Raw genomic sequence first — 23,085 nt, forward strand, 5'->3', positions numbered from 1 at the left:
GGTTCGCCAGCGTTTCGATGGCGGCCGACCGGGGCAGGCGACGCTGATGGTTCGGGAGGGAAAGGACCAAACTCGTGGAGATCAAGTTCACGACCCGGGAACTCGACCTCATGGCGGTGCTGTGGGAGACAGGGGACTCGACCGTCGCGGAGGTGCAGGAACGCCTCGGCGACGAGTTGGCCTACACCACCGTGCTCACGATCCTCCGGACGCTGGAGGAGAAGGGGTACGTGGGGCATACCCAGGAGGGGAAAGCCTACCGCTATCACACGCTCGTGGGGCGCGACTGCGCCGGCGCGAGCGCGGTGCGCCGCCTGGTTCAGAAGATGTTCCAGGGGTCGCCCGAACTGTTGCTCACGCACCTCGTCTCCGACCGGGCGCTCTCGAAGGAGGACCTCGAGAACCTGCGCGGCATGGTGGACGAACGCCTCAGCTCGAAGGAGTAGGGACATGGTCATCGCCTGGATCGGATACTGCCTGTTGATTTCGGGGCTCCTCGCCCTGGCCGCCTTCGCCTCGGAGCGGGCTCTCGGCCACTTCCGGAAGCCGGTGCGCTGGGCGTGGTTCGCGGCGATCGCCGGGTCCGTGACGGTGCCCGTCATCGCCTTCTTCGCGCCCGGGCTCCTTCCCGGCTTCGGGGTATCATCCGCCGGGCCGGTGGTGGGGTTGAGCGACCTGGCGGTCGCAACCACGGCGGCGGAACTGCCCGCAACGGCCGCGGTGCCCGTCGGCGGCTTCGATGCCGCGGCCGTGGGCGCGGCGCTGGCGTGGGGCTGGATGCTGCTGGCCGTCGCCATGGTCGGCTATCTCGGGCGGGTCTACGGCCGGCTGCGGTCGGAGATGCGGACATGGAGACCCGGCCGCGTGGCGGGATCGCCGGTCATGATCTCCGACGAGCGGGGACCGGCCGTGGTCGGGATCCGGCGCTCGGTCGTCGTGATTCCGAAGTGGATCCCCGAACTCGAGGACAGGCTGCTCCGCCTCGTCTTTCTCCACGAGCGGGAGCATCAGCGCGCCGGCGACCATCGGCTCTTCGCGGCGGCGGTCACGGCGCTTGTCCTGATGCCCTGGAACCCGCTCGTGTGGTGGCAGGTGTCCCGGCTGCGGCTCGCGATCGAGTTCGACTGCGACCGTCGCGTGCTCCGGCGGGGAGAGTCACCGCGCGACTACGCGGATGCCCTCATCACCGTCGGGAGCCGCGTCTCCGGGTCGCTGCTCGCCGCCGCCGCCTTCGCCGAACGGAAGCCGGCCGTGGAGCGGCGCCTGCGCCGCATGACCGAGCCGCCCGCCAACATGCGCCTGCTCCGAACGCTGGGCGCTTCGGGGCTGGCCATGGTCGCCGTCCTCTTCGTTCTGGGCTGCCCCGGACCCGAAAGCGGCACGAACGCGCCGGAAGCGCCCACCGCGACCGTGACTCCACCCTCCAACGCCAGTGAATGGGCGCCCCCGCCGGTGCCCGGCGAGGAGGCGGTGGGGCGCGGCGACCGGCCGTCCTTCATCGCGTTCGACAGGCCTCCGGTGCTCCGGAACGCGGCGGAAGTGGGGGACGCGCTCGTGCAAGCCTACCCGCAGAACCTGAAGGAAGCGGGCATCGGCGGACGCGTGGAGATGTGGCTGTACGTCGATACGTCCGGCATGGTCCGGAACTCGGAGCTAAAGACGAGCAGCGGCAGCGATGTCCTGGACGCCGCCGCCGCGGACGTCGTCGGCGCGATGCGCTTCGAGCCCGCGATGAACCGCGACCAGCCGACCGACGTCTGGGTCTCCCAGTGGGTCACCTTCCAGATCGGGAGCGATGCGGACGCTCCCCCTGCCCGCAGCGTTTCCGTAAGCGATGAGGACGCTCCCCTCATCGTCGTCGACGGCGTCATTCAATCCGAGGGCACGAGCCTGGAAGACCTACGGTCCCTCGATATCGACCACGTCGAGATCATCAAGGGACCGAAAGCCGTCGAGTTGTACGGTGAGCGGGCCACGAACGGCGTGATCGAAATCACGACAAAGGGCGGCGCCGCGGACAGCGATGCTCCGGTGGATGACCGCCCATCCTTCATTTGGAGCCGCATGAGGGAGGGGCCCCCTCCCGAACGCCGCCCGCTGCCGACCGCGGCCTCGAGATCGAAGACATCGTTCGCACGGGGGTTCTCGACGATGCCGACGGGGATGGCCTGCTGGAGGTCCGGATCGTACCCCGCCCGGAGAACATGCCCGATCCGGTGATCGTCATCGATGGCGTGATTGCCGGCACCGCGGGGCTCTCGGAGCTCGGCGCGCTCGACATCGATCATGTCACGATCGTGAGGGGTGCCCGTGCCTCGGAGACGTACGGAGAGAAGGCCCGGCACGGCGTGATCGAAATCACGACGAAGGCGGGTGCAAAGGACAGCGGCTCGAAGGAGTAGGGACATGGTCATCGCCTGGATCGGATACTGCCTGTTGATTTCGGGATTCCTCGCCCTGGCCGCCTTCGCGACCGAGCGGGCGTTGGGCCACTTCCGGAAGCCGGTGCGTTGGGGCTGGTTCGCGGCGGTCGTCGGCTCCGTGACGCTTCCGTTCGCGGCGTTTCTCGCTCCCGGCCTCCTCCCGGGCATCGGTGCGGCGCCCTGGGCTCCGCTCGTGTGGTTGAGCGAGCCGGTGGTCGTGGCCTCCGCGCCCGTTGCGGAGGCTGCGGCACCCACGGCGTGGTTCGACGCCGGCGCGATGAGTGCCCTCGCAGGTGGCGTATGGGTGTTGCTCGCGGTGGGGATGCTCCTCCACCTCGGGCGGGCGTACCGGCGCCTGCGGTCGGAGATGCGGACGTGGACGCCGGGTCGCGTCCTCGGATCGCCGGTCATGATCGCGGACGACCGGGGCCCGGCGGTGGTCGGAATCCGGCGCTCGGTCGTCGTGATGCCGAGGTGGATCCCCGAACTCGAAGACAGGCTGCTGCGCCTGGTCTTCCTGCACGAGCGCGAACACCAGCGCGCCGGCGACCACCGCCTCTTCGCCGTGGCGGTTGCGGCCCTCGTGCTGATGCCGTGGAACGTGTTCCTGTGGTGGCAGCTCTCGCGGCTGCGGCTCGCGATCGAGTTCGATTGCGACCGACGCGTGCTGGAGCGCGGCGAGTCCCCGCGCGACTACGCGGACGCCCTCATCACGGTGGGAGGCCGTGTCTCCGCGCCGCTGCTGGCCGCGGCCGCCTTCGCCGAACGCAAGCCGGCCGTGGAAAAGCGGCTGCGCCGCATGACCGAGCCGCTGGCCCGGCTCCGCACTCCGAGGACCCTGGGAGCTTCGGGCCTGGCGGCGCTCGCCATCATCCTCGTCCTCGGCGTCCCGCAGCCCGAGGCGCCGATGGATGCTCCCGCGCCCGCGGCCGATGCTGGCCGGGGTCTCAATATCGAGGCGAACCCGCTGGTCCGCCTGGCCGAGGGAGCCTCGCAGGCCGACCGGCCGACCTTCGTCGCGTTCGACACGCCCCCGGTTCTTCAGAACGCGGGCGAGGTCCAGCGGCTGCTCCAGAGCGCCTATCCGAGAACTCTGAAGGATGCGGGTATCGGCGGCCGGGTCGAGCTGTGGCTGTATGTGGACCTGTCCGGCGCCGTGGCCAACCATGAGCTCAAGACGAGCAGCGGCAACGAGGCGCTCGACCGCGCCGCCGCGGAAGTCGTCCAACAGATGCGGTTCCGCCCCGCAAGGAACCGCGATCAGCGGACCGCCGTCTGGATCTCCCAGTGGGTGACGTTCCAGGTGATCTAGCCGAAGGCGGGGGGCGCCGGGCCCCCCGCCGCACAACCATCCTCGGGCTACGTGACGCGAACGCGGGTTGCGGCGTCTACTCACGGGTGGCGCCATGGTCACTTCTCCCGGTCCCGGTTCGGGGCCATTCAACCTCGCGGACGTTCACATGACAGAACCCCTGACGCGGGACAGGCGTGGACCGATAGCCGTGATGGTCCGAGCCTCCCTGTTCGCCGTGGCGATGGCGGCGATCACGGGCGTGGCTCCCGAGGGAACGGCGGCCCAAGAGGCGGTAGAGGTCGCTGGAACCGTCGTTGACGACGGGACGGGAGAGCCGGTCGACGGCGCGACAGTGCGGTTGGCTGACACAGGAGGTTCGGCTCGCGAAACGATCACCGGCCCCGACGGTGTGTTCACCTTTGCTCAGGTCGCGCCCGGCGAATACACGCTCGGCGTCCGGCGCCTTGGCTATGAAGTCCTCAGTACTCCCCTCGAGATCGGACCTCAAGCCCCACCGCGGCTGGACGTACGCCTGCAACCGCAGGCGATCCCGCTGGAACCGCTCGAAGTCGGCGTGGAAGGGCGCGCGCCCCGCCTCGTCGAGTCCGGCTTCTACGACCGCATGGAGGAGGGCTGGGGCGTGTTCCTTGAGCCGCAGTGGATCGAAGCCAACAAGCGGGGCTTCGTGCGTCTGGCCGACTTCATGTCGACCCTTCAGATGCGCGCGCCTCTGCCGCGGTGCGACAAGATACCCGTATACCTCGACCGGAGGCGGGTCGGAGCTGCCGACGGCTCGGGAACGAGCAGGTCGTATTCCCTGAATCCCGCCGGGACTTTCAGTTCTCCGGTCCCCCCGCTGCCGACGCTGCTGGAAGAACTCTCCGTGCACGACCTTGGTGCTGCGGAGTTGTACCAGCCCGGTGCGAAGGTCCCGTTTTTTGCCTGGGACGACAGCACCATGACCTGCGGTGCGATCATCCTGTGGTCCAACTGGACGGCGGAGACGCCTGAGATACCGCAGATCGAGGTCGAGCTGTGCGAGCCGGCCGGCCGGCCCGGTGAGGTGGCCGTGAACGGGTTGGTGGAAGACGAAGTGACCCGAGTCCGGCTACCCGCCGCGCATGTGTTTGCGTCTTACGCGAATCCCCAGGATCCCAGCGGCCTCGAACGCGTGGAGACGGTGGTCCGCACGGACTCGCTCGGACGGTACCGGCTGTGCGAGGTCCCGGCCGACGAACCCCTGGAGTTGACGGCCGCCTACGGTCCTCACCGGGGGGACGGCACGGTGGTCGTCGCCGAGGCGGGTGTCGAGGCAAAGCTCGCCGTGACCGTGACCTCGCCCGGGGCGATCAGCGGCGTCGTCGTGAACGAGGTCACCGAACAGCCGCTCGAGGCCGCCAGCGTGACCGTGGCCGGCGCGGATGTCCGCGCCACGACGGATCGAGCCGGCCGATTCTCGATGAAGGGGTTGTCGCCGGGGACTTACAGGATCACTGCTCTCTGCGGAGGCTTCGACACGAGAGTTCGGGAGGTGGAACTCGCAGAGGGGCAGCAGGTCCGCATCGTGATTGGTCTCCGGTCGAAGGGAGTTGCACGCCGGACGCGCTGTTCCGCGTAGCCAGCTACACCGCTTTCTGCTTCCAGCGGCCGCGCCGGAAGATCGAGAGGCCGACGACAGCGGACAGCGAGTAGGCGATCGCGAACGACCAGAACACGCCCGTCTCGCCCCACCCGGCGCTGAAGGCAAGGAGCGCCGCGACGGGAAGCTGGAAGAACCAGAACACGCCGATGTTGATCCAGGTCGGCGTCGCCGTGTCCCCGGCTCCGTTGAAGGCCTGCATCGTCACCATGCCCCAGGCGTAGAAGATGTACCCGTAGCTGATGATCCGGAGCGCGCGCACGCCCACGTCGAGTGTCTCCGGGTCTGGGGCGAAGGGCGCGAGAATGGGCCCCGGGAAAGCCACGAAAACGACCGTCACGACGGCCATGAACAGCATGTTCCAGAAGCCGGTGAGGTAGACGGCCCGCTCCGCGCGGTCGGGCTTTTTGGCGCCGAGATTCTGGCCCACGAGCGTGGCGGCCGCGTTCGCGAGGCCCCAGGCGGGGAGGATGATGAAGATGACGACGCGGATGGCCATCGTGTAGCCCGCGAGGGCGATCGTCCCGAACTCGGACAGGATCCGGATCGAAATGATGTAGCTGACCTGCGTCACGAGCATCTGCCCCACGCCGCCGACCGACACGCGCGCGAGCCGCCGGATCACCGGAAGGTGGACCCGGAGGTCGCCCCGTCGCACCCGGACGCGCTCGCCCCGCGACAGGTGCCACAACTGGTACAGGGCCCCGATCCCGCGCCCCGTCGTCGTAGCCACCGCGGCGCCCGGGAGTCCGAGTTCGGGGAAGACCCAGAGGCCGAATACGAGCACGGGATCGAGCACGATGTTGATCCCGTTGGCCAGCCACACCGACCGCATCGCCATCGACGGGTCGCCTGCGCCCCGGTAGATCGCGTTGTTCACGAAGAGGAGAATGATGACGACCATCCCGCCCAGTTGGATGCGGGCGTAGGTCGTCCCCGCGGCGACGACTTCCGGGGATCCTCCCAGCATCCGGAGCAGCCACGGGGCCAGAATCGCCCCGGCGAGGCCGAGGACCGCCGCGATGCCGACGCTGAGCACGATCGCCTGCACGGCTGCCGTCGCGGCGCCGCGCTCGTCCTTCTCGCCCGTCCGTCTCGCGACCATCGCTGTGGTCGCCATCGCGAGGCCCACCGCGATCGAGTAGATGACGGACAGCATCGCTTCCGTGAGGGCGATCGCGGCCAGGGCACCAGCCCCGAGCCGGCTGACGACCGCCATGTCCACGAGGAAGAAGAGCGACTCTCCCGCCATCTCGAGCACCATCGGGATGGCGAGGAGAAGGACCCCGCGGTTGAGGCTCCCCGAGGTGAAGTCTTCCTGCGTGCCCCACAGCAGCGCCCGAAGCGTAGTCCACACTCCGGAACGGCCGGGAGCCGCAGTTTCCCCTTCGGGCCGGCCAGTGTCGCTCAAGGAATCGTCCTGTCGGGAGGAAGGTGTCGGGGAGTCAGTACGTCCAGATCGCGACGAGGTTGCAGTCGGTGAGGAGCATGGTGTTCGGCACCTGGTTCATGATCTCCGGCGGCGCCTCGCTGCACCGGTACGCTTCGATGCCCCGAACGGTGTCGAATTTCAGTTCGCCCAGGTTTCTCCGATTGAATCCGAGGCGGCTGGCCGGCCTTCCGTTGAGGAGGATGAGCTGGTTCCGGCGGTATCGGATGGACAGTTCCCGCTTGAACTGAAACACCTGCCCGAGGTGGATGAACTGGTCGATTTCCGGATAGGTCGCGAAGTAGCCCTCGTCGATGGACTGTCGGCGCTCGTAGAACCCCGACGTGAGCAGAAACGGGTCGCGGCCGGTGACCCTCACCTCGATCGGCGCGAGCGCGATCGCCCGCGTATTGAGTTCGATGCGGAATTCCGCGTTCTGGTCCGTGAGGATGTTGATCTCGGTCTCGAGGGGCGCGTAGCCGATGTGCGCCACGCGCAGGCCATAGGTGAGCGGCGGGATGGAGCGGAACGCGACGCGTCCGAGCGTATCCGTGACCCCGGAAACCGGTAGCGGGGAAAAGTCGATCTGCGCGCCCGCCACCGGTCGCCCGTCCGCGGCGTCCACGACGGAGAGGACGACGAACGCCGCATCGCCCATGTCCACCTCGAGGTCGACGAACCGCGACCGGTCGAGTTCGACCTTGCGCTCCTTCCCGCGCCGGGACCGATAGTTCGGGCGCACCCGGATCTCCCGGAATGCCTCGAGGCCGCAGGCCTGGTATCGCCCTCGCTCATCCGCTTCGACCCGTACGTCCTCCGGCGTCGGCATCCCGCGTTCGGCTTCGTAGCGGATCAGGACCGTCGCCCCCGGCAGAGGGACCCGGCTCTCATCGTCGCGGATCATGCCCTCGATGCCGACCTCGAGTTCCGCCTGTCCGAGCTGCCGGCAGATGCGGAGGACCCGCTCCTCTTCCTCCTCCTGCCCCGAGGCCGGGGACGGCGCGAGCGCGAATGCCGCCAGCGCGAGGAGCGGCGCGATACGGTTCAACGGCCGGCCTCGAGCAGCGCCCTGAGGAGCCCGTTCCCGGCCTCGCCGAGACTGGTGGCGCCGCTGTTGTAGTTGCGGCCGAGCGCGACCCCGTAGCCGCTCTCGGGTTCGAAGACGAGGTACATGTTGTACCCGGCGACGGAACCGCCGTGGCCGACGAACCGCACGTCGTCGCCGCCCTCGAGCGCGACGGGGCGAATCGAGAAACCGAGTCCGTACCCCGCGTCGGGGTCCTCGGGCGTCTGGACCGTCATGACCTCCCGCCGCGTCGCCGGCTCCAGGAGCTCGTGTTCCGTCATGCCCATGACCGCGGCCGCGAACGTCGCCAGGTCGCCGACGGTCGCGTAGACGCCGCCGTTCGGCACCTTGTATCCGCGCCCCTCGTGCTCGAGCGCCGGGAAGTCGGCGTTCACCGCGCCGTCGCCTCCGTTCGCGAAGCCCACGGCGACCCGCCGCCACAGGTCGGGGCCGACGATGAAAGCGGAGGAGCGCATCCCCAGCGGCTCGAACAGGCGGTCCTCGACGAGGTCCATGAAGGACGTCCCCGCGGCCCGTTGCAGGGCGTAGCCGAGCACGCCGTACCCGATGTTCGAGTACTGGTATTGGGTGCCGGGCATCGTGTAGAACCGCGTGTGGGGGATCGAGGCGAGGATCTTGTATCCCCAGTCCTCGATCGGCCCCGCCGCGGCGCCTTCGAGTTCGGGCTCCCGAATGAGGCCGGCGGTGTGGCTGGCCAACTGCCGCAATGTAATCGGCGTCATGCCGGCCGGCGGGTCACCGAAGCCGGCGGCCTCGGGCAGGTGGTCCAGGACGGCGTCATCGAGCGCGACCGTCCCCTCCTCTACCAGGTCCGCCATCAGGATCGCCGTCACCGACTTCGAGATCGATCCGGTCCGGTAGATCGTACGCACTCCCGCCGGGACGCGGTTCGCCGGATCCGCCCAGCCGAACCCCTGTGCCCACAGCACCTGGTCTCCCTTGAAGACCGCCGCCGTGATCCCGCCGATGCCGTCGGTTTCGACATCCGCTGCGATCTGCCGCGAGAACGCATCGATGACGTCCGCGTCCTGACCGGCCGCGGCGGACGGAAGGGCGAGACCGGTGAGAAGGAAGACGATTATCGCGGCGTACAGGCGGGGCGCCGCGGAGGTGCGGAATGAGGGGCGGTGGACCGGCATGACGTTCTCCTTGCGTGGCCGGCGGGCGGCCGAAAACCGCCCCCCGGGCTCGAATCCGGATGCAAAGTCGCAGCTTCTTGTCCGCATCGGAAGCCTTGAGGCTGGCGGGTCGAGCCCGACTCGCCTAGTGTGGCGCGCATGTCACTTCTGAAGAAACTGATCTTCCGCATGGACGGGGCCGCGGACAGCGCCCGAACCCGGTTCAAGAGCGAGTCGGGGGCCACCTGGGAGGCCGAGTTCTCGATCTTCTCGGGCACCACGCAACAGTCGCCCCGGCTGCTCGTGATGTTCCGGAACCAGGACGACATCACCATTCCCCAGCGCTACAACCAGGCGCCGCCGGGCATCTCCAAGGTGCCGAAGCAGGCCGTGGCCGAGATGAACGAGGCGGGGCTCCGCGAACTGCTCGCGCGCTCGGTGAAGGTATGAGCGGCGCGAGGGTGGATCCGAAGAAGGCGCTCTCCCGCACGTTCCTCGACGGGGGAATGGTCCGCTGGGAAGCCTACGTCTCGGGCGGCCAGCCGAATACGCCGCACGCGGCCCGCATCTACTTCGTGTGCCTCGAGGACCCCTTCGCACCACCGCGCTGGCTGTCGCACGAGAGCCGCAGCGTGGCCGAGGCGACGCGCGCTCTGGCCGACATGAGCGACGCGGACCTTCTGGGACTCCACTCCCGCTCCACGCCTCTGGAGTGACGCTCGGCCGGCGAGCCTCGCTACTTCACGGTGACGACATCGTATAGCCGTTCACCGGCGTTTCCGTCCACGCCCTCGTAGCGATGCTCCACCAGAATCGACCAGGATCCGGGCTCTACGTTGTAGATGTTCGCCACGTAGGACAGGGTCGAGGGGGTCAGACTGTTGCAGCCCTGTCGGCCCGACACGATCGTGATGGCCAGTTCCAGTCCTCCGTCGACCGCCCGCAGGTCCGGCGACAGGTAGTCGCACCGCAGCCGGCCCACGATCTGGCCCGACACTCGCATGGATCCGGGCCCCCCGGCGGCGCGCGCGAACTCAGGCAGGGCGGATCCCTCGCTGACCACGGACGTGAGCATGTTCCCCACGGTCGGAGAGACCCCGACCCCCAGATCCAGGCAGCCGGACAATCCGAGGAGGATACAAACGACGCCGATCGCGTGGCGCGCCTGTCTGTTTCCCGCGATTCGCAAGATGAGACTCCGCAGCCGAAGAACCCTCGAAAGAGTGACAGCGCGCGGGAGTCTCTCGCAATACCGCGGCCCGCCGCGCGTCGTGTGCGCGATACGCGCTTGCGTTACCTTCGATGCGTGGCTTGGCGACGTAGTGGCGGAGACCGCGGGATGCGAACACGGCACGAGGATCGTTCGGAGACGCAGGCTCGGAGAAAGGCTGTTTGCCGGGCCACGTCCTGCGTTCTGGCCGCAGCCGCGATCCTGACGTCGACCGGGTCCCGGCTGGTCGCTCAAGGCCCGCCCCTCACCCCTTCCCGCAGCATCGTGACGTGTCCGGCGGACATGGATCCGTCCCTCACCGGTCTCGCCGGCATCGTCCGCGATACGCTTCAAGGCGTCCTCATCCCGGGGGCCACGGTCTCAGCGACCTGGATCGAAGACGATGGACCGCGGCGCACGGTCTCCGTGGAGGCGGACGACAACGGCGTATACCTCCTCTGCGGCCTTCCGCCGATGGAGGATCTCACGGTGAGCGCGAGGTTCCCCTCCTTCCGCACGGAGCCGGTCCAGGTGAGCATCGCACCGGGTCCCCCCGCCGGGTGGGACATTCTCGTGGGAGTGGAGGAAGGGGCGCTCGCCCGCCTGCTTACGGTGCCCGGCCGAATCGTGGGTCGGGTGGTGGATCGCGGTTCCGGCCGGCCGGTCGAAGCGGCGAACGTCGTCCTCTCGGATACGCTATTGGCGGAGGACCGGCAGCGCATGACCGATGGCAGCGGCCGCTTCATGTTCTCGGACCTCGATCCTGGAACGTACCGCGTGACCGTCGATCACCTCACCTTCGATCCCCTGGACCAGTTGGTGTATCTGCCGAGCGACCGGACCGTGCAGGTGGATTTCGAACTCAGCGTGGACCCGATCGAACTCGCGCCGATCGTCGTCACGGCGTTGCGAGAGAAGCGACTGGAGTTGCAGGGATTCTACGACCGGCGTGAACTGGGCGAAGCCATCGGCGCCGGAATATTCCTTACGCGGGACGACATCCAGGACGCCGGGGCGATCCGCGTGACGCACTACCTGGGACGGATTCCGGGCATACGTACGGAGTGCACCGGAGGCGCGAACAACAACTGCGTCATCCGCATGACGCGGGGCGTGCCCAGTCTGAGCAGTCGCGCCGAGTACGGGTGCATGAACGCGAACATCTACCTGGACGGCGTCCGGGTGATCCGCGACGGCGGCGGCTTCAGCGACTCGATCGACAACTTCGTCTCGCCGGGCGAAGTCGCCGGGATCGAGGTCTATCGGGGCCCGAGCGAGTTGCCGGCCGAGTTCGGCGGAGCTGTTGGGCGCTGCGGGGCCATCGTCATCTGGACGGGCCCGGCGATGAGGCGGCGTTCGCCCTAGGACGGGGCCGCCGCGAACGCATGCAGCGCCGTGGCCTTCGCGCGCACCGCGACGCGCACTCCGGGGTCGACCCCGAGTTCCTGCGCGGCGTCGAGCGTGACGAGGGCGACGAGTTCGACGGGGCCGCGGAGCCGCAGCCGCACGAGCCCGCCCATGTCGCGCCGCTCCTCCACGGTCGCCACGATCAGGTTGCGCGTGCTCAGGTCCGCCGGGGGGACATCGGGGGGTCCGAGGACGAGATCTTCCGGCCGATAGGCGATCTTCACCGGCGTGCCCGGGGCCGCCTCGCCCAGGGCCACGAGTAAGGCGCCCCCGATGTCGACCGTGACCATGCGCTCGTGCGCCCGCGTCACGGCGCCGGAGATCGTGAACTCCGCCCCCGTGACGCGCGCCGTGTAGACGTCCGCGGGATTCTCGTAGATCTCCTTCGGCGTACCCGTCTGGACCAGCTTCCCGTCCCGGATCACCGCGACCCGATCCGCGAGGTGGAAGGCCTCGCCCCGGTCGTGGGTGATGAGAAAGACGCTCGTCGCCCGCTCCCGGGCGACGAGTTCCAGGTCGTGACGGAGATCGAGGCGGGCGTCGGTGTCGAGATTCGCCGTCGGCTCATCGAGAAAGAGGATCTCCGGGTCGAGGACCAGCGCGCGCGCGAGCGCCACGCGCTGCGCCTCACCTCCCGACAGTTGCGATATCGGGGCTCCCAGCAGGTGCGAGATCGCGAGTTGCTCGCACACGGCGCGCGAGCGGGCGCGAGACTCGGGGCGGGGCACGCCGCGCAGGGACAGGCCCAGCCCGACGTTGTACTCGACGGAGTCGCTCCAGAAGTGAGGGCGTTGAAACACGACCGCGGACGCGGCCCGGAGCGCCCGCTCGGCTGGCCGTCCCGACCCGCCGCGGAACGTGACCTCTCCGGCGTCGGGCTTCTCCAGCATGGCGAGAAGGCGCAGCAGCGTGGACTTCCCGGCGCCGTTCGGCCCGAACACCGCGAGCATCTCACCCTCGCGCAGTTCGATGCGGTCCACCTCGACGGCCGTCCTTCCGCCATAGACGCGGCGCAGGCCGACGCCCCCGAGAAGCGGGCCGGTCGCGGCGTTCACGCGACCTGGCCGCGGCGGATCGTGCGCCGGCCGATCAGGAGGAGCACCGCGTTCACGCAGAGCGCGATGAGCATGAGGACGATCCCCATGGCGATCGCGACGTCGAAGTTGCCACGCCGCGTCTCCAGCACGATCGCTGTCGTCATCACGCGGGTTTCTCCGAGGATGTTGCCGCCCACCATCATCACCGCGCCCACCTCGCTGATGATGGCCCCGAACCCCGCCGCCACCGCCGCCACGAGCGACGTCCGCACCTCCCTCAACTGCAGGATGATCGCCTGCCGCCGGCTCGCGCCGAGCGCCCGCGCCTGAAGGGAGATGTCCCGGGGGATGTTCTCCACCGCCGCGAGGCTCACCGCGGCGATGTACGGGCCAGCCAGAATCGCCTGGGCGCCGATCATGGCGGCCGGCGTGTAGAGCAGTTGCAGGTCGCCCAGCGGACCCGCCCGCGACAGAACGAGGAAGACGCCGAGGCCGACGACGACGGGAGGAAACGCGAGACCCGCGTTGATCACCGCGACCAGGGGAAGGCGAAGCCGGAATCGCGTCAGCCCGACCGCGATCCCGATGGGAAGTCCGATGACCATGGCCAGGAGGAGCGCCGATCCGCTGATCTGCAGCGAGCGGAGGATGACGTTCCAGACGTACAGGTCACCCGACGTGATGAGCCGGAGAGCCTCGAGCAGCGGATCCACGGGCCGAATCTAGTTTGCGGGATCGTCGCCGGGCCACGGGGCGAAGAGGGCCTCGCCGCCGCCGCGCACCCGGAATTCCCCGATGGCGCGGCGTCCGTTCGCGGAGCGCAGCCAGTCCGCGAAGACCGCGGCGCGTTCCGGCCGGACCGCCGCGCGCGGCGCCAGCAACGAATAGACGTTGCGCAGCGATGCGTGGTCCTCGACGAGCGCGTCGAGGTCGAGCACCGGCGACAGCATCGCGAGCGTCGCGCCATCCGTGAGGACGTACGCGCCGCGTTCGCTGGCCACGTGCAGCGTCGTGGCCTGACCCTGCCCGGACTCCACATACCATGCGCCGCCGGCCGCCACGCCCGCCTCGCGCCAGAAGGCGATCTCGCGGTAGTGCGTGCCCGAGCTGTCGCCGCGCGAGACGAAGCCGTGCTCCCCCTCCGCGAGCGTCGCGAACGCCTCGGACGGGGACGCGGATCCGCGAATCCGCGCGGGATCCGACGGTGGCCCCGCGATCACGTATCCGTTGACGAGGACGGGACTCCGCCGCGGCGCGTGGCCCGCCTCGACGAAACGGGCCTCGGCTTCGGGCGCGTGCACGAGCAGGAGGTCCACGTCTCCCGTGCGACCGAGTTCCAGCGCTTCGCCGCTCCCCGCGATGACCGTGCGCACCCGGAGCCCGGGCTGGTCTTCGTTGAAGCGGGCGATCAGGTGTTCGAGCAGACCCGAATCGTAGGTGGAGGTCGTGGCACCGAGCACGAACGTGTCCGCGTCGGTTCCGCACGCCCCGGCGCACACTCCGCCGCCGAGGGCAAGAAGGAGGGCGAAGTTCAGCCGTGGCGTATCCACCGCAGCACCTGCGGCAGGTTGGCGCGCTGGCCCTTCATCAGAATCCCGACCCGGAAGATGCGGCCCGCGACCCACGCCGCCCCGAGGACGAAGACCCCCAGCAGAACCAGCGACGCGAGCCACTGCCACACCGGGACCGAGGTGGCGAACAGCCGCGCCGGCATCACCAGCGGACTGAAGAACGGCACGAGGGAGAGGATGACGCCCCAACCGGCGTTCGGGCTCTGGATCACGCCCTGCGTCGCGATGAAGGGAAGGATGATCAGCAGCGTGATCGGGAGCATGACCTGCTGGGCGTCGTGCTCGTTGCTGATCGTCGCGCCGGCGCCGGCGAACATGCCCGCGTAGAGCAGGTAGCCGAAGATGAGAAAGAAGAACATCAGCACGAGCGTGCCCCACGGGACCGGGATGCTCGCGAGGTCGATCCCCGCCTCCGCCAGCGTGGAGGCGCCGGCGGTGAGGCCGTACACCGCCGCGAGCGCGAAGATCAGCGCCCAGACGGCCATCTGCGCGATGCCCACCGCCCCGACGCCCACGATCTTGCCCAGCATCAGTTCCCAGGGGCGCAGCGAGGAGACCATGATCTCGACGATGTCGGACTGCTTCTCCTCGAGGATCGCCCGCACGATCATCTGTCCGTAGATGAGCAGGATGAAGTAGAAGAAGAACGCGATGCCGAAGCTGAGCGCCCGGTAGATATCCTGGGACCGCGCTTCGCCGGACTCCGTGACGTTGATGACGTCGAACGAGGTCCGCTGGAGCAGCGCGCCGGGATCGATGCTCTGCACGCCGATCGAGCGCAGACGCGCCCGCACCGATGCCCGCTGGAGGGCGCCCCGGACCGAGCCCTCGATGACGGAAGGAACGCTGCCCCGCGCGAGCAGCGTCGTCCGCCCGTCGTCCCCCCCGGACTCTTCCTCCGCCTCTTCCGCCGTCTCTTCCGCGTCCGGCGCCTCCGCCGGCATCTCCGCGGAGCGCCGGCCTGCGCCCCTCGGGATCATCAGCAGCATGTCGTACGAGGAATCGGAGAGCCGCGTCCGCGCCTCGTCGACCGAAAGCTCCTCCATGTCCGCGGCCCGCACGGCGTCGAGCGAGTCCGCGAGAAACTCCTCGACGAGGAGGTCTCCGATGAGCCCGGCCGGGTCGGCGACCCCGATGACCCTGCGCTCCTCGCCCGCATCCGTCGCGCTGCTCACGGCGAGGAAGCCGGCGAGGCCGCCGAGTCCGACGATCAGCACCGGGAGGCCCAGCGTGGAGAGGAGGAACCACTTGGACTTCACGCGCAGCACGAACTCCCGGCGGATCACGGCCGCGACCCTGGGCGTGAACGGATTCATGCCGCCGCCTCGTCGTCCTCGCTCTCGTCCTCGTGCGAGAGTCCGGCCTCCGTCGCCTTCTCGATGAAGATCTGGCGAAGCGAAGGTTCGATGAGTTCGAAGCGCGAGATCAAGGCGCCGCTGTCCACCGCCCGCCGCAGCAGCGCCTGGGGATCCGCCCCCTCCGGCATGCGGACCTCCACGTACGTGCCGTGCGCCGAGATGTCCTCGATGAGATCCGGCGCATCGAGGAACGTGGGATTCCCCTCGAAGGAGAGCGCGATGTCGCGCCGCCCCGCCGCGGCCTTGATGTCACGGATCCGGCCATCGAGCACCTTCGTTGCTCCCGCGATCATGCACACGCGCTCGCAGAGGCGCTCGGCGTCCTCGATGAGGTGCGTCGAGAGCAGAATCGTGGCTCCGGCCTGCTGTCGTTGCTGCAGGAGTTGCTTGAACAGTTCGACGTTCAGCGGGTCGAGGCCGCTGAAGGGCTCGTCGAGCACCAGCAGATCGGGTTCGTGAAGGATGACCCCGAGGAACTGGGCCTTCTGGGCCATCCCCTTCGAGAAGGTCTCCACCTTGTCATCCGCCCGGTCGCCGAGACCCACCGCATCCAGCCCGGCCCGGGCCCGCGCGAGCGCCTCCTTCCGCTTCAGCCCCTTCAGCTGGCCGAAAAACGCGAGGTGGTCCGCGGCGGTCATCTTCTGGTACAGGCCGCGCTCCTCCGGGAGGTACCCGATGCGCGTGCGCATGGATTCGACGTTGGGGGAACCGAAGACGTCGACGGAGCCGGCGTCGGGTCCGATGATGTCGAGGATGATCCGGAGCGTCGTGGTCTTTCCGGCGCCGTTCGGGCCGATGAGTCCGTAAATCGATCCGTGGGGGATCTCAAGGTCGAGGTCGCGGACCGCCGTCTTCTTGTCGAAGCGCTTCGTGACGCCCCGGAGGCGAATGGCCGGTGTATTCACGGCCCCGATGATACGGATTGCCCGCACCCGTCGCCACGCAGCCGCCCCGCACCTTCGGCGGACCGGCCTACCGCAGGGGCCATCGCATCCCCATATTGAGAATTCCCCTCGCTTTGCCGAATCCAACCCTCCATGGGGAGGTTAGATGGCGATCTTCCGCGTCATGTACTATCGCGACATCACCGTGGGAAGCGGTGGCCGTATCACGATTCCTTTGGAGATGCGCGACCATATGCGACTGGCCGATGGCGATGCATTGAAAGTTCGCCTCGAGGAAAGCGAATCCGGCCAGCGCCAGTTCACCGTCTGGAAGACGGAATCCAGCCCGAACATCTAGCCCGAGTCTCCAGCCGCGACGCTAGCGGCGGTCTCCGTAGTTGATGGCCATCGTGCCCATCAGCAGGTCTTCGTAGCCGCACTCCACGAACCCGGCGGTTTCCATCCGGCGGACCATCTCCCGCTGATCCGGAAACCTCCTGAGCGACTCGGGGATGTACACGTAGGACTCCTGATCGCGGTGGAGCGCCCAGCCCGCGACACGGGTCGAGACGTCGAGGTACCCGAGGTAGATGCGGCGCAGCGCCGCGGAGCGCGGGTGGCCGAAATCGAGCGAGATCAGCCGCCCGCCGGGGCGCAGGCAGCGGAAGCTCTCGGCCAGCGCGGCGTCCAGGCCGGCGAAGTTCCTCAGACCGTAGCCGACGACGACGCGGTCGAACGCGCCATCGGGGAAGGGCAGACGAAGCGCATCGGCCCCGATCCAGCCGGCGAGGGCGGGGCCCGGTCGTCCGCGTCCCACCCGCATCATCTCGGGCGTGAGATCCGCGGCGACGACGTGGATCTCGAACGCCTCGCGCGTGGCTTGGCCCAGGGCTCCGCGGGCGAGGTCTCCGGTGCCGGCCGCGAGATCGAGGATGCGGTGGTCCGGGCGCAGGTCGGCCCGCGCGAGCAGCCGGCGCTTCCAGCGGCGGTGGAGACCCAGCGACATGACATCGTTGGTGAGGTCGTAGCGGCCGGCCACGCCCGCGAACAGCCGGCGGACGTAGCGTCGCTTGTCCGCCGGCCGTTCGATCTGGCCGGAGATGCGTCGATTGAGCTTCAAGGTGCGCCACGTTAACGCTGGTCGCCGTCCTCCGCTGCCGTTCCGAGCAGATCCAGGTCGCGCACGGTCTCCACGAGCCGGATGAACTCTCCGCGGTAGCCCCGGGGATCGTCGCCCCGTCCTCCCTCCGCCAGCGAGATGACGTCATCCGCCGAGAGTCCTCCGGCGTGGGGCGAGTCCCGCAGCAGCATGCCGAACCCCGCCACGGCCGCGGCGAAGCGGAAGCCCCGCGAGGGCGACCGTGAGCGGTCCGCGACGGCATGCGCGAGGAGTTTGCTCTCGGCGCCGTCCGGGTCCTTGTACCGGACCTTCACGTAGAGCAGTTCGTCCTCGAACGCGCCCGGGGGCGCTTCGACGGGGGGCGTCGGCTCGGCGGCCGGCTGGTACCGCAGCGGATCCACGCTACGCGGGACCGGAAGACCCGCGGGCACGACCTCGTACAGCGCGGTCACCGTGTGGCCGGCTCCGAGTTCGCCCGCGTCCTTTGTGTCGTCGTTGAAGTCCTCGTCGGCGAGCAACCGGTTCTCGTACCCGATGAGCCGGTGCGCGGCGGCGCGCGCGGGATTGAACTCCACCTGCAGCTTCACGTCCTTCGCGACCGTGAAGAGCGTCCCTCCCATCTCCTCCACGAGCACCTTCCGGGCTTCGAGGAGGCCGTCCACGTAGTGGAAGTTGCCGTTCCCCCGGTCCGCGATCTGCTCCATCTTCGAGTCCTTCAGGTTCCCGGTGCCGAAGCCGAGGACCGTGAGGAAGATCCCGCTCTCCCGCTCCCTCTCGATCAGGCGCACCATCGCCTCGTCGCTCGAGGCGCCCACGTTGAAGTCCCCGTCGGTCGCGAGAATGACGCGGTTGTTGCCGTCCTCGACGAAGTGCTTCCGCGCCACCTTGTAGGCGAGTGCGATCCCGGCGCCGCCCGCCGTGCTCCCACCGGCCTCCAGCCGCTCGACGGCCGACAGGATGCGGGCGCGCCGGTTCCCCGGGGTCGGGGGAAGGACGAGCCCCGCCGCGCCGGCGTAGACGACGATCGCGACCCGGTCCTGCGGTCTCAGTTGCTCGGTGAGTAGCGCGAAGGCCTTCTTCAGCAGCGGGAGCTTGTCGGGCGACGACATGGACCCAGACACGTCGAGCAGGAAGACCAGGTTGCTCGGCGGCAGGTTCTCCGTGTCGACGGAGGGGGCCTCGAGTCCGATGCGAACGAGCCGGTGTTCGGGCTTCCAGGGCGCATCCCACACCTCGGTGACGACCTGGAAGGGGTGGTCCCCCGCCGCGCCATCCCACTCGTACGGGAAGTAGTTGATCATCTCCTCGATCCGGACCGCGTCGACGGGCGGCCGCTCCCCCGCCTGGATGAAGCGCCGGACGTTGGCGTACGACGCGCGGTCCACGTCGATGGAGAAGGTGGAGAGAGGCGACTCGCCGACGCTGCGGAAGTCGTTCTCCACGATCCGGGCGTACGACTCCGTGTTGTAGCCTGGATACGCGCGCATGGCCGAAGTGGTGGCAAGGCCGCGCGCGGTGCGCTCGACCGCGTACGGGTGCCTGTCCTGCGGGGTCTCGCCGGCCACGCCCGTGGCGGTGAGGTCCTGCAGTCGCAACGCCGTCTGCTCGACCGTGAAGTCCAGCGTGAGCGTCCGGCCCGCTGTCACGCTGACGGTCTTGCTGCTCTCCCGGTAGCCGATCAACCGGACCGTGACGACCTGCTCCCCAGTCGGCACGCCGGAAAGGGAATACCCGCCCTCCGCGTCGGTCAGCGTGCCGATCACCGTCCCCGCCACGAAGACCTGCGCTCCCGCGACCCCGACATTGGCCGTCGCGTCGAGCACCGTCCCCTGCACGGTACCCGTCTCCGGCCGGGTCTCGGACTGGGCGTACGATCGGGCCGGGCCCGCGATTGCGAAGATCAGCGCGAGCAGGGTGCCGATCCGGACTGGAATTCGGTGAACGTTCATGGTCGCCTCGTCTCCTTCCGTGAGCCGAGGAACGCCGCCTCGCTCCGGCTGCGGCGAGCAGCGAGCGCCCTCGATACACCCGTAGACGCCGCGAGCCGGAAAAGGGTTACACCTGGCACGTCTCCGGAGGATGGTATACCATGTATACATGCCTTTGCCCCGTCCTCTCTGTACGCGCGTCTCGCGCGAGGTCGAGTCGGAACTCGAACGCGTGTTGCTTGAGCAGCAATGGACCCCCTCCCAGGGACTCAGGAGGATTCTCCTGGAGTGGCTCGCTCGGGAGAGATTCCCGCAGATCGAGTTCCGGGAGACGCGGGCGGGCAGGCGGGCGGCACTGCGCGGCGGGCCGGAGGTATGGGAGGTCGCGGCGGCGGCCGGGCCGGGCCGGGCGATGAGCGCCGCCGTGGGCCAGCGCTTCGCGGGGACGCGGACGGAGGCGCTGGAGGAAGCGCTCGCCTACGCCAAGGAATACGCGGACCGGATCGACCCCATCGTGGCCCGCGAGGAGCGGCTCGCCCGCCGCTAGACTTTTGTCAGCGCCTCGAGGAGTACGCGGGCCTTGTGGCGGGTCTCTTCCCACTCGCGCGCCGGTTCCGAATCGTAGACGATCCCCGCCCCCGCCTGCGCGAACACCCGGTCCCCGGCGGAGAGCAGCGTGCGGATGACGATGGCCATGTCGAGGCTCGTCGCTCCGTAGCCGACGTAGCCGGCCGCCCCGCCGTACGGTCCGCGGCGGGTCGGCTCGAGTTCGTCGAGGATCTCCATCGCGCGCACTTTCGGGGCACCGGTCAGAGTGCCGGCGGGGAAGCAGGCCTTGAACGCGTCGACGGCATCAACGCCCTCCTTCAGCGACCCGGCGACCTCGCTCACGAGGTGCATCACGTGGCTGTAGCGCTCGATCTCCATGAAGCGCGACACCTCGACGGAGCCGGGGCGGGCGACCCGGCTCACATCGTTGCGCCCGAGATCCACCAGCATGAGGTGTTCCGCCCGCTCCTTCTCGTCGGCGAGCAGGTCGCGCGCGTGCCCCTCGTCCTCCCCCGGCGTGGCCCCGCGCGGTCGCGTCCCGGCGATCGGCCGCACGGTCACGATCCCGTCTTCCACCCGGACCAGCGTCTCGGGGGACGAGCCGATGAGGCGCATGCCGTCCAGTTCGATGAAGAAGAGATAGGGCGACGGGTTGCTGCGCCGGAGCGCGCGGTAAAGCTCGAGGGGGTCGCCCTCGAAACGGGCGCCGGCGCGCTGCGAGACCACGACCTGGTATGCGTCTCCCGCCACGATGTACTCGCGGATACGCTCGACGGCCGCCTCGTAGTCGTCCCGCGACCGATTTCCGACCACCTCGGGCGTATTCGCTGCGCCGTCGCCGAGCCGCCCCAGTCCGTGCGGTCGCTCCAGGCCGCGCACCCAGTCGACGAGTCGGTCCACGGCGTTCCCATACAGTTCGGCCGGGTCGTCGTCGGAGGTGACCGGCACGGCCGCCACGGCGATGGCCCGCGAATAGAGGTTGTCGATGATGAGCATATGCTCCGTCGACAGGAAACAGGCGTCGGGCACGCCGAGGTCGTCGGGCGCCGCCGCGGGCAACCGCTCGAGCCAGCGTACCGTGTCGTAGCCGAAGAACCCGATGGCGCCGCCCCAGAACCGCGGCAGGGCGGGGACTTCGACCGGGTCGTAACGGGTGATCCATGCCTCGAAGGCGCCGAAGGGGTCGCTCGTGGTTTCGGGCTCGCTCCAGCCCCCCGCGGGCGTCCAGAGCCGGATCTCCGAGCCGTCGAGTCGCCACGCTCCGCGGGGTTCGGAGCCGACGAAGCTGAATCGCGCCCAGCGCTCCCCACCCTCGACCGATTCGAGCAGGAAGGAAAAGGGACCGCGCCGGAGCTTCGAGAACGCCGTGACCGGAGTATCGAGGTCGAACGGGATTTCGATGGCCACGGGAACCATCCGCCCGGGCTCGGCGAGGCGGGAGAATTCGGCAAAGTCGGGGATGGGGGAAACGTCGCTCATGCGCCCAAGGTAGCAGCCCGGGACGGGCACGGGGACCGACGGGGACACGCGCCCGGATCACCTTGTCGGAAGTAGGCTTTTCGTCTACTCTCTCAGGTCCGGTTCAATCCGGCCCGAACCCGTATCAACCCATGGCCGACGTCGCTCGGCAGCTCAATGAGGAAGCGATGAACACCAGCGATTACATCTCTCAGGTCGACAAGTGGAGCGCGCACAACTACCACCCGCTGCCCGTCGTGCTCGAGCGCGGCGAAGGCGAATGGGTGTGGGACGTGGAGGGCCGCCGGTATCTCGACATGCTGAGCGCCTATTCGGCGGTGAACCAGGGACACCGTCACCCCCGCATCATCGAAGCGCTGCGCGCGCAGGCGGAGAGGCTCACGCTCACGTCGCGCGCCTTCCACAACGACCGCATGGGTCCGTTCCTCCAGCAGCTGTGCGAGATGACGGGGTTCGAGCGCGCGCTGCCGATGAACACCGGCGCCGAGGGCGTCGAAACCGCGATCAAGGCGGCCCGCAAGTGGGGCTACACCGTGAAGGGCGTGGCCGAGGACCGGGCGGAGATCATCGTCTGCGAGCAGAACTTCCACGGCCGGACGACGACCATCGTCGGCTTCTCCTCGGATGAGGGATCCACGTTCGGGTTCGGTCCGTTCACGCCCGGCTTCGTGCCGATTCCCTACGGCGACACGGACGCGCTCGAGGCGGCGATCACGCCGAACACGGTCGGGTTCCTCGTCGAGCCCATCCAGGGCGAGGCGGGCGTGGTCGTGCCGCCCGACGGGTTCTACGCGCGGTCGCTGGAGATCTGCCGGGCGAACGACGTCCTCATGATCAACGACGAGATCCAGACCGGCCTGGGGCGGACCGGCAAGCTGTTCTGCGCCGACTGGGAGGCGGACCGCGGCGACATCATGATCGTCGGGAAGGCGCTCGGCGGGGGCGTGTTCCCCGTGTCCGGGATCCTCGCCAACTCCGACATCATGGACGTCTTCCATCCGGGAGATCACGGCTCGACGTTCGGCGGGAATCCGCTCGGCGCGGCCGTGGGGACGGCGGCGCTGGACGTGATCCGGGACGAGGATCTGCCGGCGCGCTCGAATGAGCTGGGCTCCTGGTTCAAGGGAGAACTGGAGGCGATCGACTCGCCGCACGTGGACCATGTGCGCGGGCGCGGCCTGTTCATCGGCGTGGTCGTGCGGGATGAGTCGGGGTCGGCGCGCCCGTTCTGCGAGGCGCTGCAGGCGCGTGGGATCCTCGCCAAGGAGACGCACGAGCAGGTGATCCGTTTCGCGCCTCCGCTCACGATCGAGAAGGCGAGCCTGGAATGGGCGCTGGAAAACATCGCCGAGGTGCTGGAGGGCGCGGCGGTCGCCGTCGCCTAGGGCGCCGGCCGCCTGAACGGGAGCCTCCGCCGCTCCCGGAACCCCGCCCCGGGCCGACCGGCCGCGGCGCATCCCCGCCGCGGCCCGGTCGTCCCCCGGGTCCGCCCGCCGATTCCCCGTCGGGCGGTCCGCCCGATCCCCGCGCAACCAATCCCCGGTTGCCTGTG

At 69.0% G+C, this 23,085-nt stretch carries 23 protein-coding genes; 11 read left to right on the forward strand and 12 right to left on the reverse strand.

The features are described 5' to 3' along the window. Positions 1–74: 74 nt before the first annotated feature. The 5 genes from RN901_RS02040 to RN901_RS02060 all read left to right on the forward strand — a co-directional run bounded on the left by RN901_RS02040 (position 75) and on the right by RN901_RS02060 (position 5,335). Complete coding sequence (locus tag RN901_RS02040) at positions 75–446, forward strand: BlaI/MecI/CopY family transcriptional regulator (protein ID WP_310755317.1); 372 nt, start codon at positions 75–77, stop codon at positions 444–446. Between the two features lie 4 nt (positions 447–450). Continuing rightward, complete coding sequence (locus RN901_RS02045) at positions 451–2,220, forward strand: TonB family protein (RefSeq protein WP_310755319.1); 1,770 nt, start codon at positions 451–453, stop codon at positions 2,218–2,220. Beyond that, positions 2,205–2,402 carry a hypothetical protein gene (locus tag RN901_RS02050; protein ID WP_310755320.1) on the forward strand — a complete coding sequence of 66 codons (198 nt, stop codon included), beginning with the start codon at positions 2,205–2,207 and terminating at the stop codon, positions 2,400–2,402. The genes RN901_RS02045 and RN901_RS02050 overlap by 16 nt, the downstream gene beginning before the upstream one ends. Before the next feature lie 4 nt (positions 2,403–2,406). After that, on the forward strand, positions 2,407–3,735 hold the full coding sequence (locus RN901_RS02055; RefSeq protein WP_310755323.1) for a TonB family protein: 1,329 nt from the start codon (positions 2,407–2,409) through the stop codon (positions 3,733–3,735). A gap of 193 nt (positions 3,736–3,928) precedes the next feature. Next, positions 3,929–5,335 (forward strand): carboxypeptidase regulatory-like domain-containing protein, encoded by a 1,407-nt coding sequence (locus RN901_RS02060; RefSeq protein ID WP_310755325.1) that lies wholly within the window; start codon positions 3,929–3,931, stop codon positions 5,333–5,335. Between the two features lie 4 nt (positions 5,336–5,339). On the opposite strand, the gene RN901_RS02065 is transcribed toward RN901_RS02060, so the two are convergent. From RN901_RS02065 to RN901_RS02075, 3 genes are all read right to left on the reverse strand, one after another. Further along, positions 5,340–6,713 carry an MATE family efflux transporter gene (locus RN901_RS02065; protein ID WP_310755328.1) on the reverse strand — a complete coding sequence of 458 codons (1,374 nt, stop codon included), beginning with the start codon at positions 6,711–6,713 and terminating at the stop codon, positions 5,340–5,342. 88 nt (positions 6,714–6,801) lie between these two features. Beyond that, the gene (locus RN901_RS02070; RefSeq protein ID WP_310755331.1) at positions 6,802–7,833 is read right to left on the reverse strand and encodes a carboxypeptidase regulatory-like domain-containing protein; all 1,032 of its coding nucleotides are present in this window, start codon (positions 7,831–7,833) and stop codon (positions 6,802–6,804) included. Continuing rightward, a complete protein-coding gene (locus RN901_RS02075; RefSeq protein WP_310755334.1) occupies positions 7,830–9,011 on the reverse strand; it encodes a serine hydrolase domain-containing protein in 1,182 nt (393 codons plus the stop codon). Before RN901_RS02075 ends, RN901_RS02070 begins: the two co-directional genes overlap by 4 nt. Positions 9,012–9,149: 138 nt before the next feature. On the opposite strand from RN901_RS02075, the gene RN901_RS02080 reads away from it, so the two are divergent. Together RN901_RS02080 and RN901_RS02085 are read left to right on the forward strand one after the other, a co-directional pair. Next, positions 9,150–9,440: a hypothetical protein gene (locus RN901_RS02080; protein ID WP_310755337.1), complete on the forward strand. Its 291-nt coding sequence runs from the start codon at positions 9,150–9,152 to the stop codon at positions 9,438–9,440. Continuing rightward, positions 9,437–9,706: a hypothetical protein gene (locus RN901_RS02085; RefSeq protein ID WP_310755340.1), complete on the forward strand. Its 270-nt coding sequence runs from the start codon at positions 9,437–9,439 to the stop codon at positions 9,704–9,706. The genes RN901_RS02080 and RN901_RS02085 overlap by 4 nt, the downstream gene beginning before the upstream one ends. Positions 9,707–9,726: 20 nt before the next feature. Here RN901_RS02085 and RN901_RS02090 read toward each other — a convergent pair whose 3' ends face one another. Then, a complete protein-coding gene (locus RN901_RS02090; protein ID WP_310755342.1) occupies positions 9,727–10,179 on the reverse strand; it encodes a hypothetical protein in 453 nt (150 codons plus the stop codon). Between the two features lie 324 nt (positions 10,180–10,503). On the opposite strand from RN901_RS02090, the gene RN901_RS02095 reads away from it, so the two are divergent. Then, positions 10,504–11,565, forward strand: a complete 1,062-nt coding sequence (locus RN901_RS02095) for a TonB-dependent receptor (RefSeq protein ID WP_310755346.1) — start codon at positions 10,504–10,506, stop codon at positions 11,563–11,565. Here the strand turns inward: RN901_RS02095 and RN901_RS02100 are convergent. From RN901_RS02100 to RN901_RS02120, 5 genes are read right to left on the reverse strand one after another with little or no spacing between them, the layout of a single operon-like run. Further along, on the reverse strand, positions 11,562–12,662 hold the full coding sequence (locus RN901_RS02100; protein ID WP_310755349.1) for an ABC transporter ATP-binding protein: 1,101 nt from the start codon (positions 12,660–12,662) through the stop codon (positions 11,562–11,564). The two genes, RN901_RS02095 and RN901_RS02100, sit on opposite strands and share 4 nt — an antisense overlap. Continuing rightward, positions 12,659–13,357 carry an ABC transporter permease gene (locus RN901_RS02105; protein ID WP_310755352.1) on the reverse strand — a complete coding sequence of 233 codons (699 nt, stop codon included), beginning with the start codon at positions 13,355–13,357 and terminating at the stop codon, positions 12,659–12,661. The genes RN901_RS02100 and RN901_RS02105 overlap by 4 nt, the downstream gene beginning before the upstream one ends. 9 nt (positions 13,358–13,366) lie before the next feature. Beyond that, complete coding sequence (locus RN901_RS02110; protein WP_310755355.1) at positions 13,367–14,194, reverse strand: substrate-binding domain-containing protein; 828 nt, start codon at positions 14,192–14,194, stop codon at positions 13,367–13,369. Further along, on the reverse strand, positions 14,176–15,531 hold the full coding sequence (locus RN901_RS02115; protein ID WP_310755358.1) for an ABC transporter permease: 1,356 nt from the start codon (positions 15,529–15,531) through the stop codon (positions 14,176–14,178). The genes RN901_RS02110 and RN901_RS02115 overlap by 19 nt, the downstream gene beginning before the upstream one ends. Then, the gene (locus tag RN901_RS02120; protein WP_310755361.1) at positions 15,528–16,505 is read right to left on the reverse strand and encodes an ATP-binding cassette domain-containing protein; all 978 of its coding nucleotides are present in this window, start codon (positions 16,503–16,505) and stop codon (positions 15,528–15,530) included. Before RN901_RS02120 ends, RN901_RS02115 begins: the two co-directional genes overlap by 4 nt. A 118-nt stretch (positions 16,506–16,623) precedes the next feature. On the opposite strand from RN901_RS02120, the gene RN901_RS02125 reads away from it, so the two are divergent. Next, positions 16,624–16,815: an AbrB/MazE/SpoVT family DNA-binding domain-containing protein gene (locus RN901_RS02125; RefSeq protein WP_310755365.1), complete on the forward strand. Its 192-nt coding sequence runs from the start codon at positions 16,624–16,626 to the stop codon at positions 16,813–16,815. A gap of 21 nt (positions 16,816–16,836) precedes the next feature. Here the strand turns inward: RN901_RS02125 and RN901_RS02130 are convergent, their stop codons facing one another. After that, on the reverse strand, positions 16,837–17,577 hold the full coding sequence (locus RN901_RS02130; protein ID WP_310755368.1) for a ubiquinone/menaquinone biosynthesis methyltransferase: 741 nt from the start codon (positions 17,575–17,577) through the stop codon (positions 16,837–16,839). An 11-nt stretch (positions 17,578–17,588) separates the two neighbouring features. After that, positions 17,589–19,526 carry a von Willebrand factor type A domain-containing protein gene (locus RN901_RS02135; protein ID WP_310755370.1) on the reverse strand — a complete coding sequence of 646 codons (1,938 nt, stop codon included), beginning with the start codon at positions 19,524–19,526 and terminating at the stop codon, positions 17,589–17,591. A gap of 148 nt (positions 19,527–19,674) precedes the next feature. Between RN901_RS02135 and RN901_RS02140 the strand changes: the two genes are divergently transcribed. Continuing rightward, entirely contained in the window at positions 19,675–20,052 is a 378-nt protein-coding gene (locus RN901_RS02140; RefSeq protein WP_310755374.1) for a hypothetical protein, read from the forward strand. Here the strand turns inward: RN901_RS02140 and RN901_RS02145 are convergent. Next, complete coding sequence (locus RN901_RS02145; protein ID WP_310755377.1) at positions 20,049–21,533, reverse strand: anthranilate synthase component I family protein; 1,485 nt, start codon at positions 21,531–21,533, stop codon at positions 20,049–20,051. The two genes, RN901_RS02140 and RN901_RS02145, sit on opposite strands and share 4 nt — an antisense overlap. A 167-nt stretch (positions 21,534–21,700) precedes the next feature. Between RN901_RS02145 and rocD the strand changes: the two genes are divergently transcribed. Continuing rightward, complete coding sequence (gene rocD, locus RN901_RS02150) at positions 21,701–22,918, forward strand: ornithine--oxo-acid transaminase (protein WP_310755380.1); 1,218 nt, start codon at positions 21,701–21,703, stop codon at positions 22,916–22,918. The last annotated feature ends 167 nt before the right edge of the window (positions 22,919–23,085 follow it).

The organism is Candidatus Palauibacter soopunensis (assembly GCF_947581735.1).
GTDB classification, from domain to species: Bacteria; Gemmatimonadota; Gemmatimonadetes; order Palauibacterales; family Palauibacteraceae; genus Palauibacter; species Palauibacter soopunensis.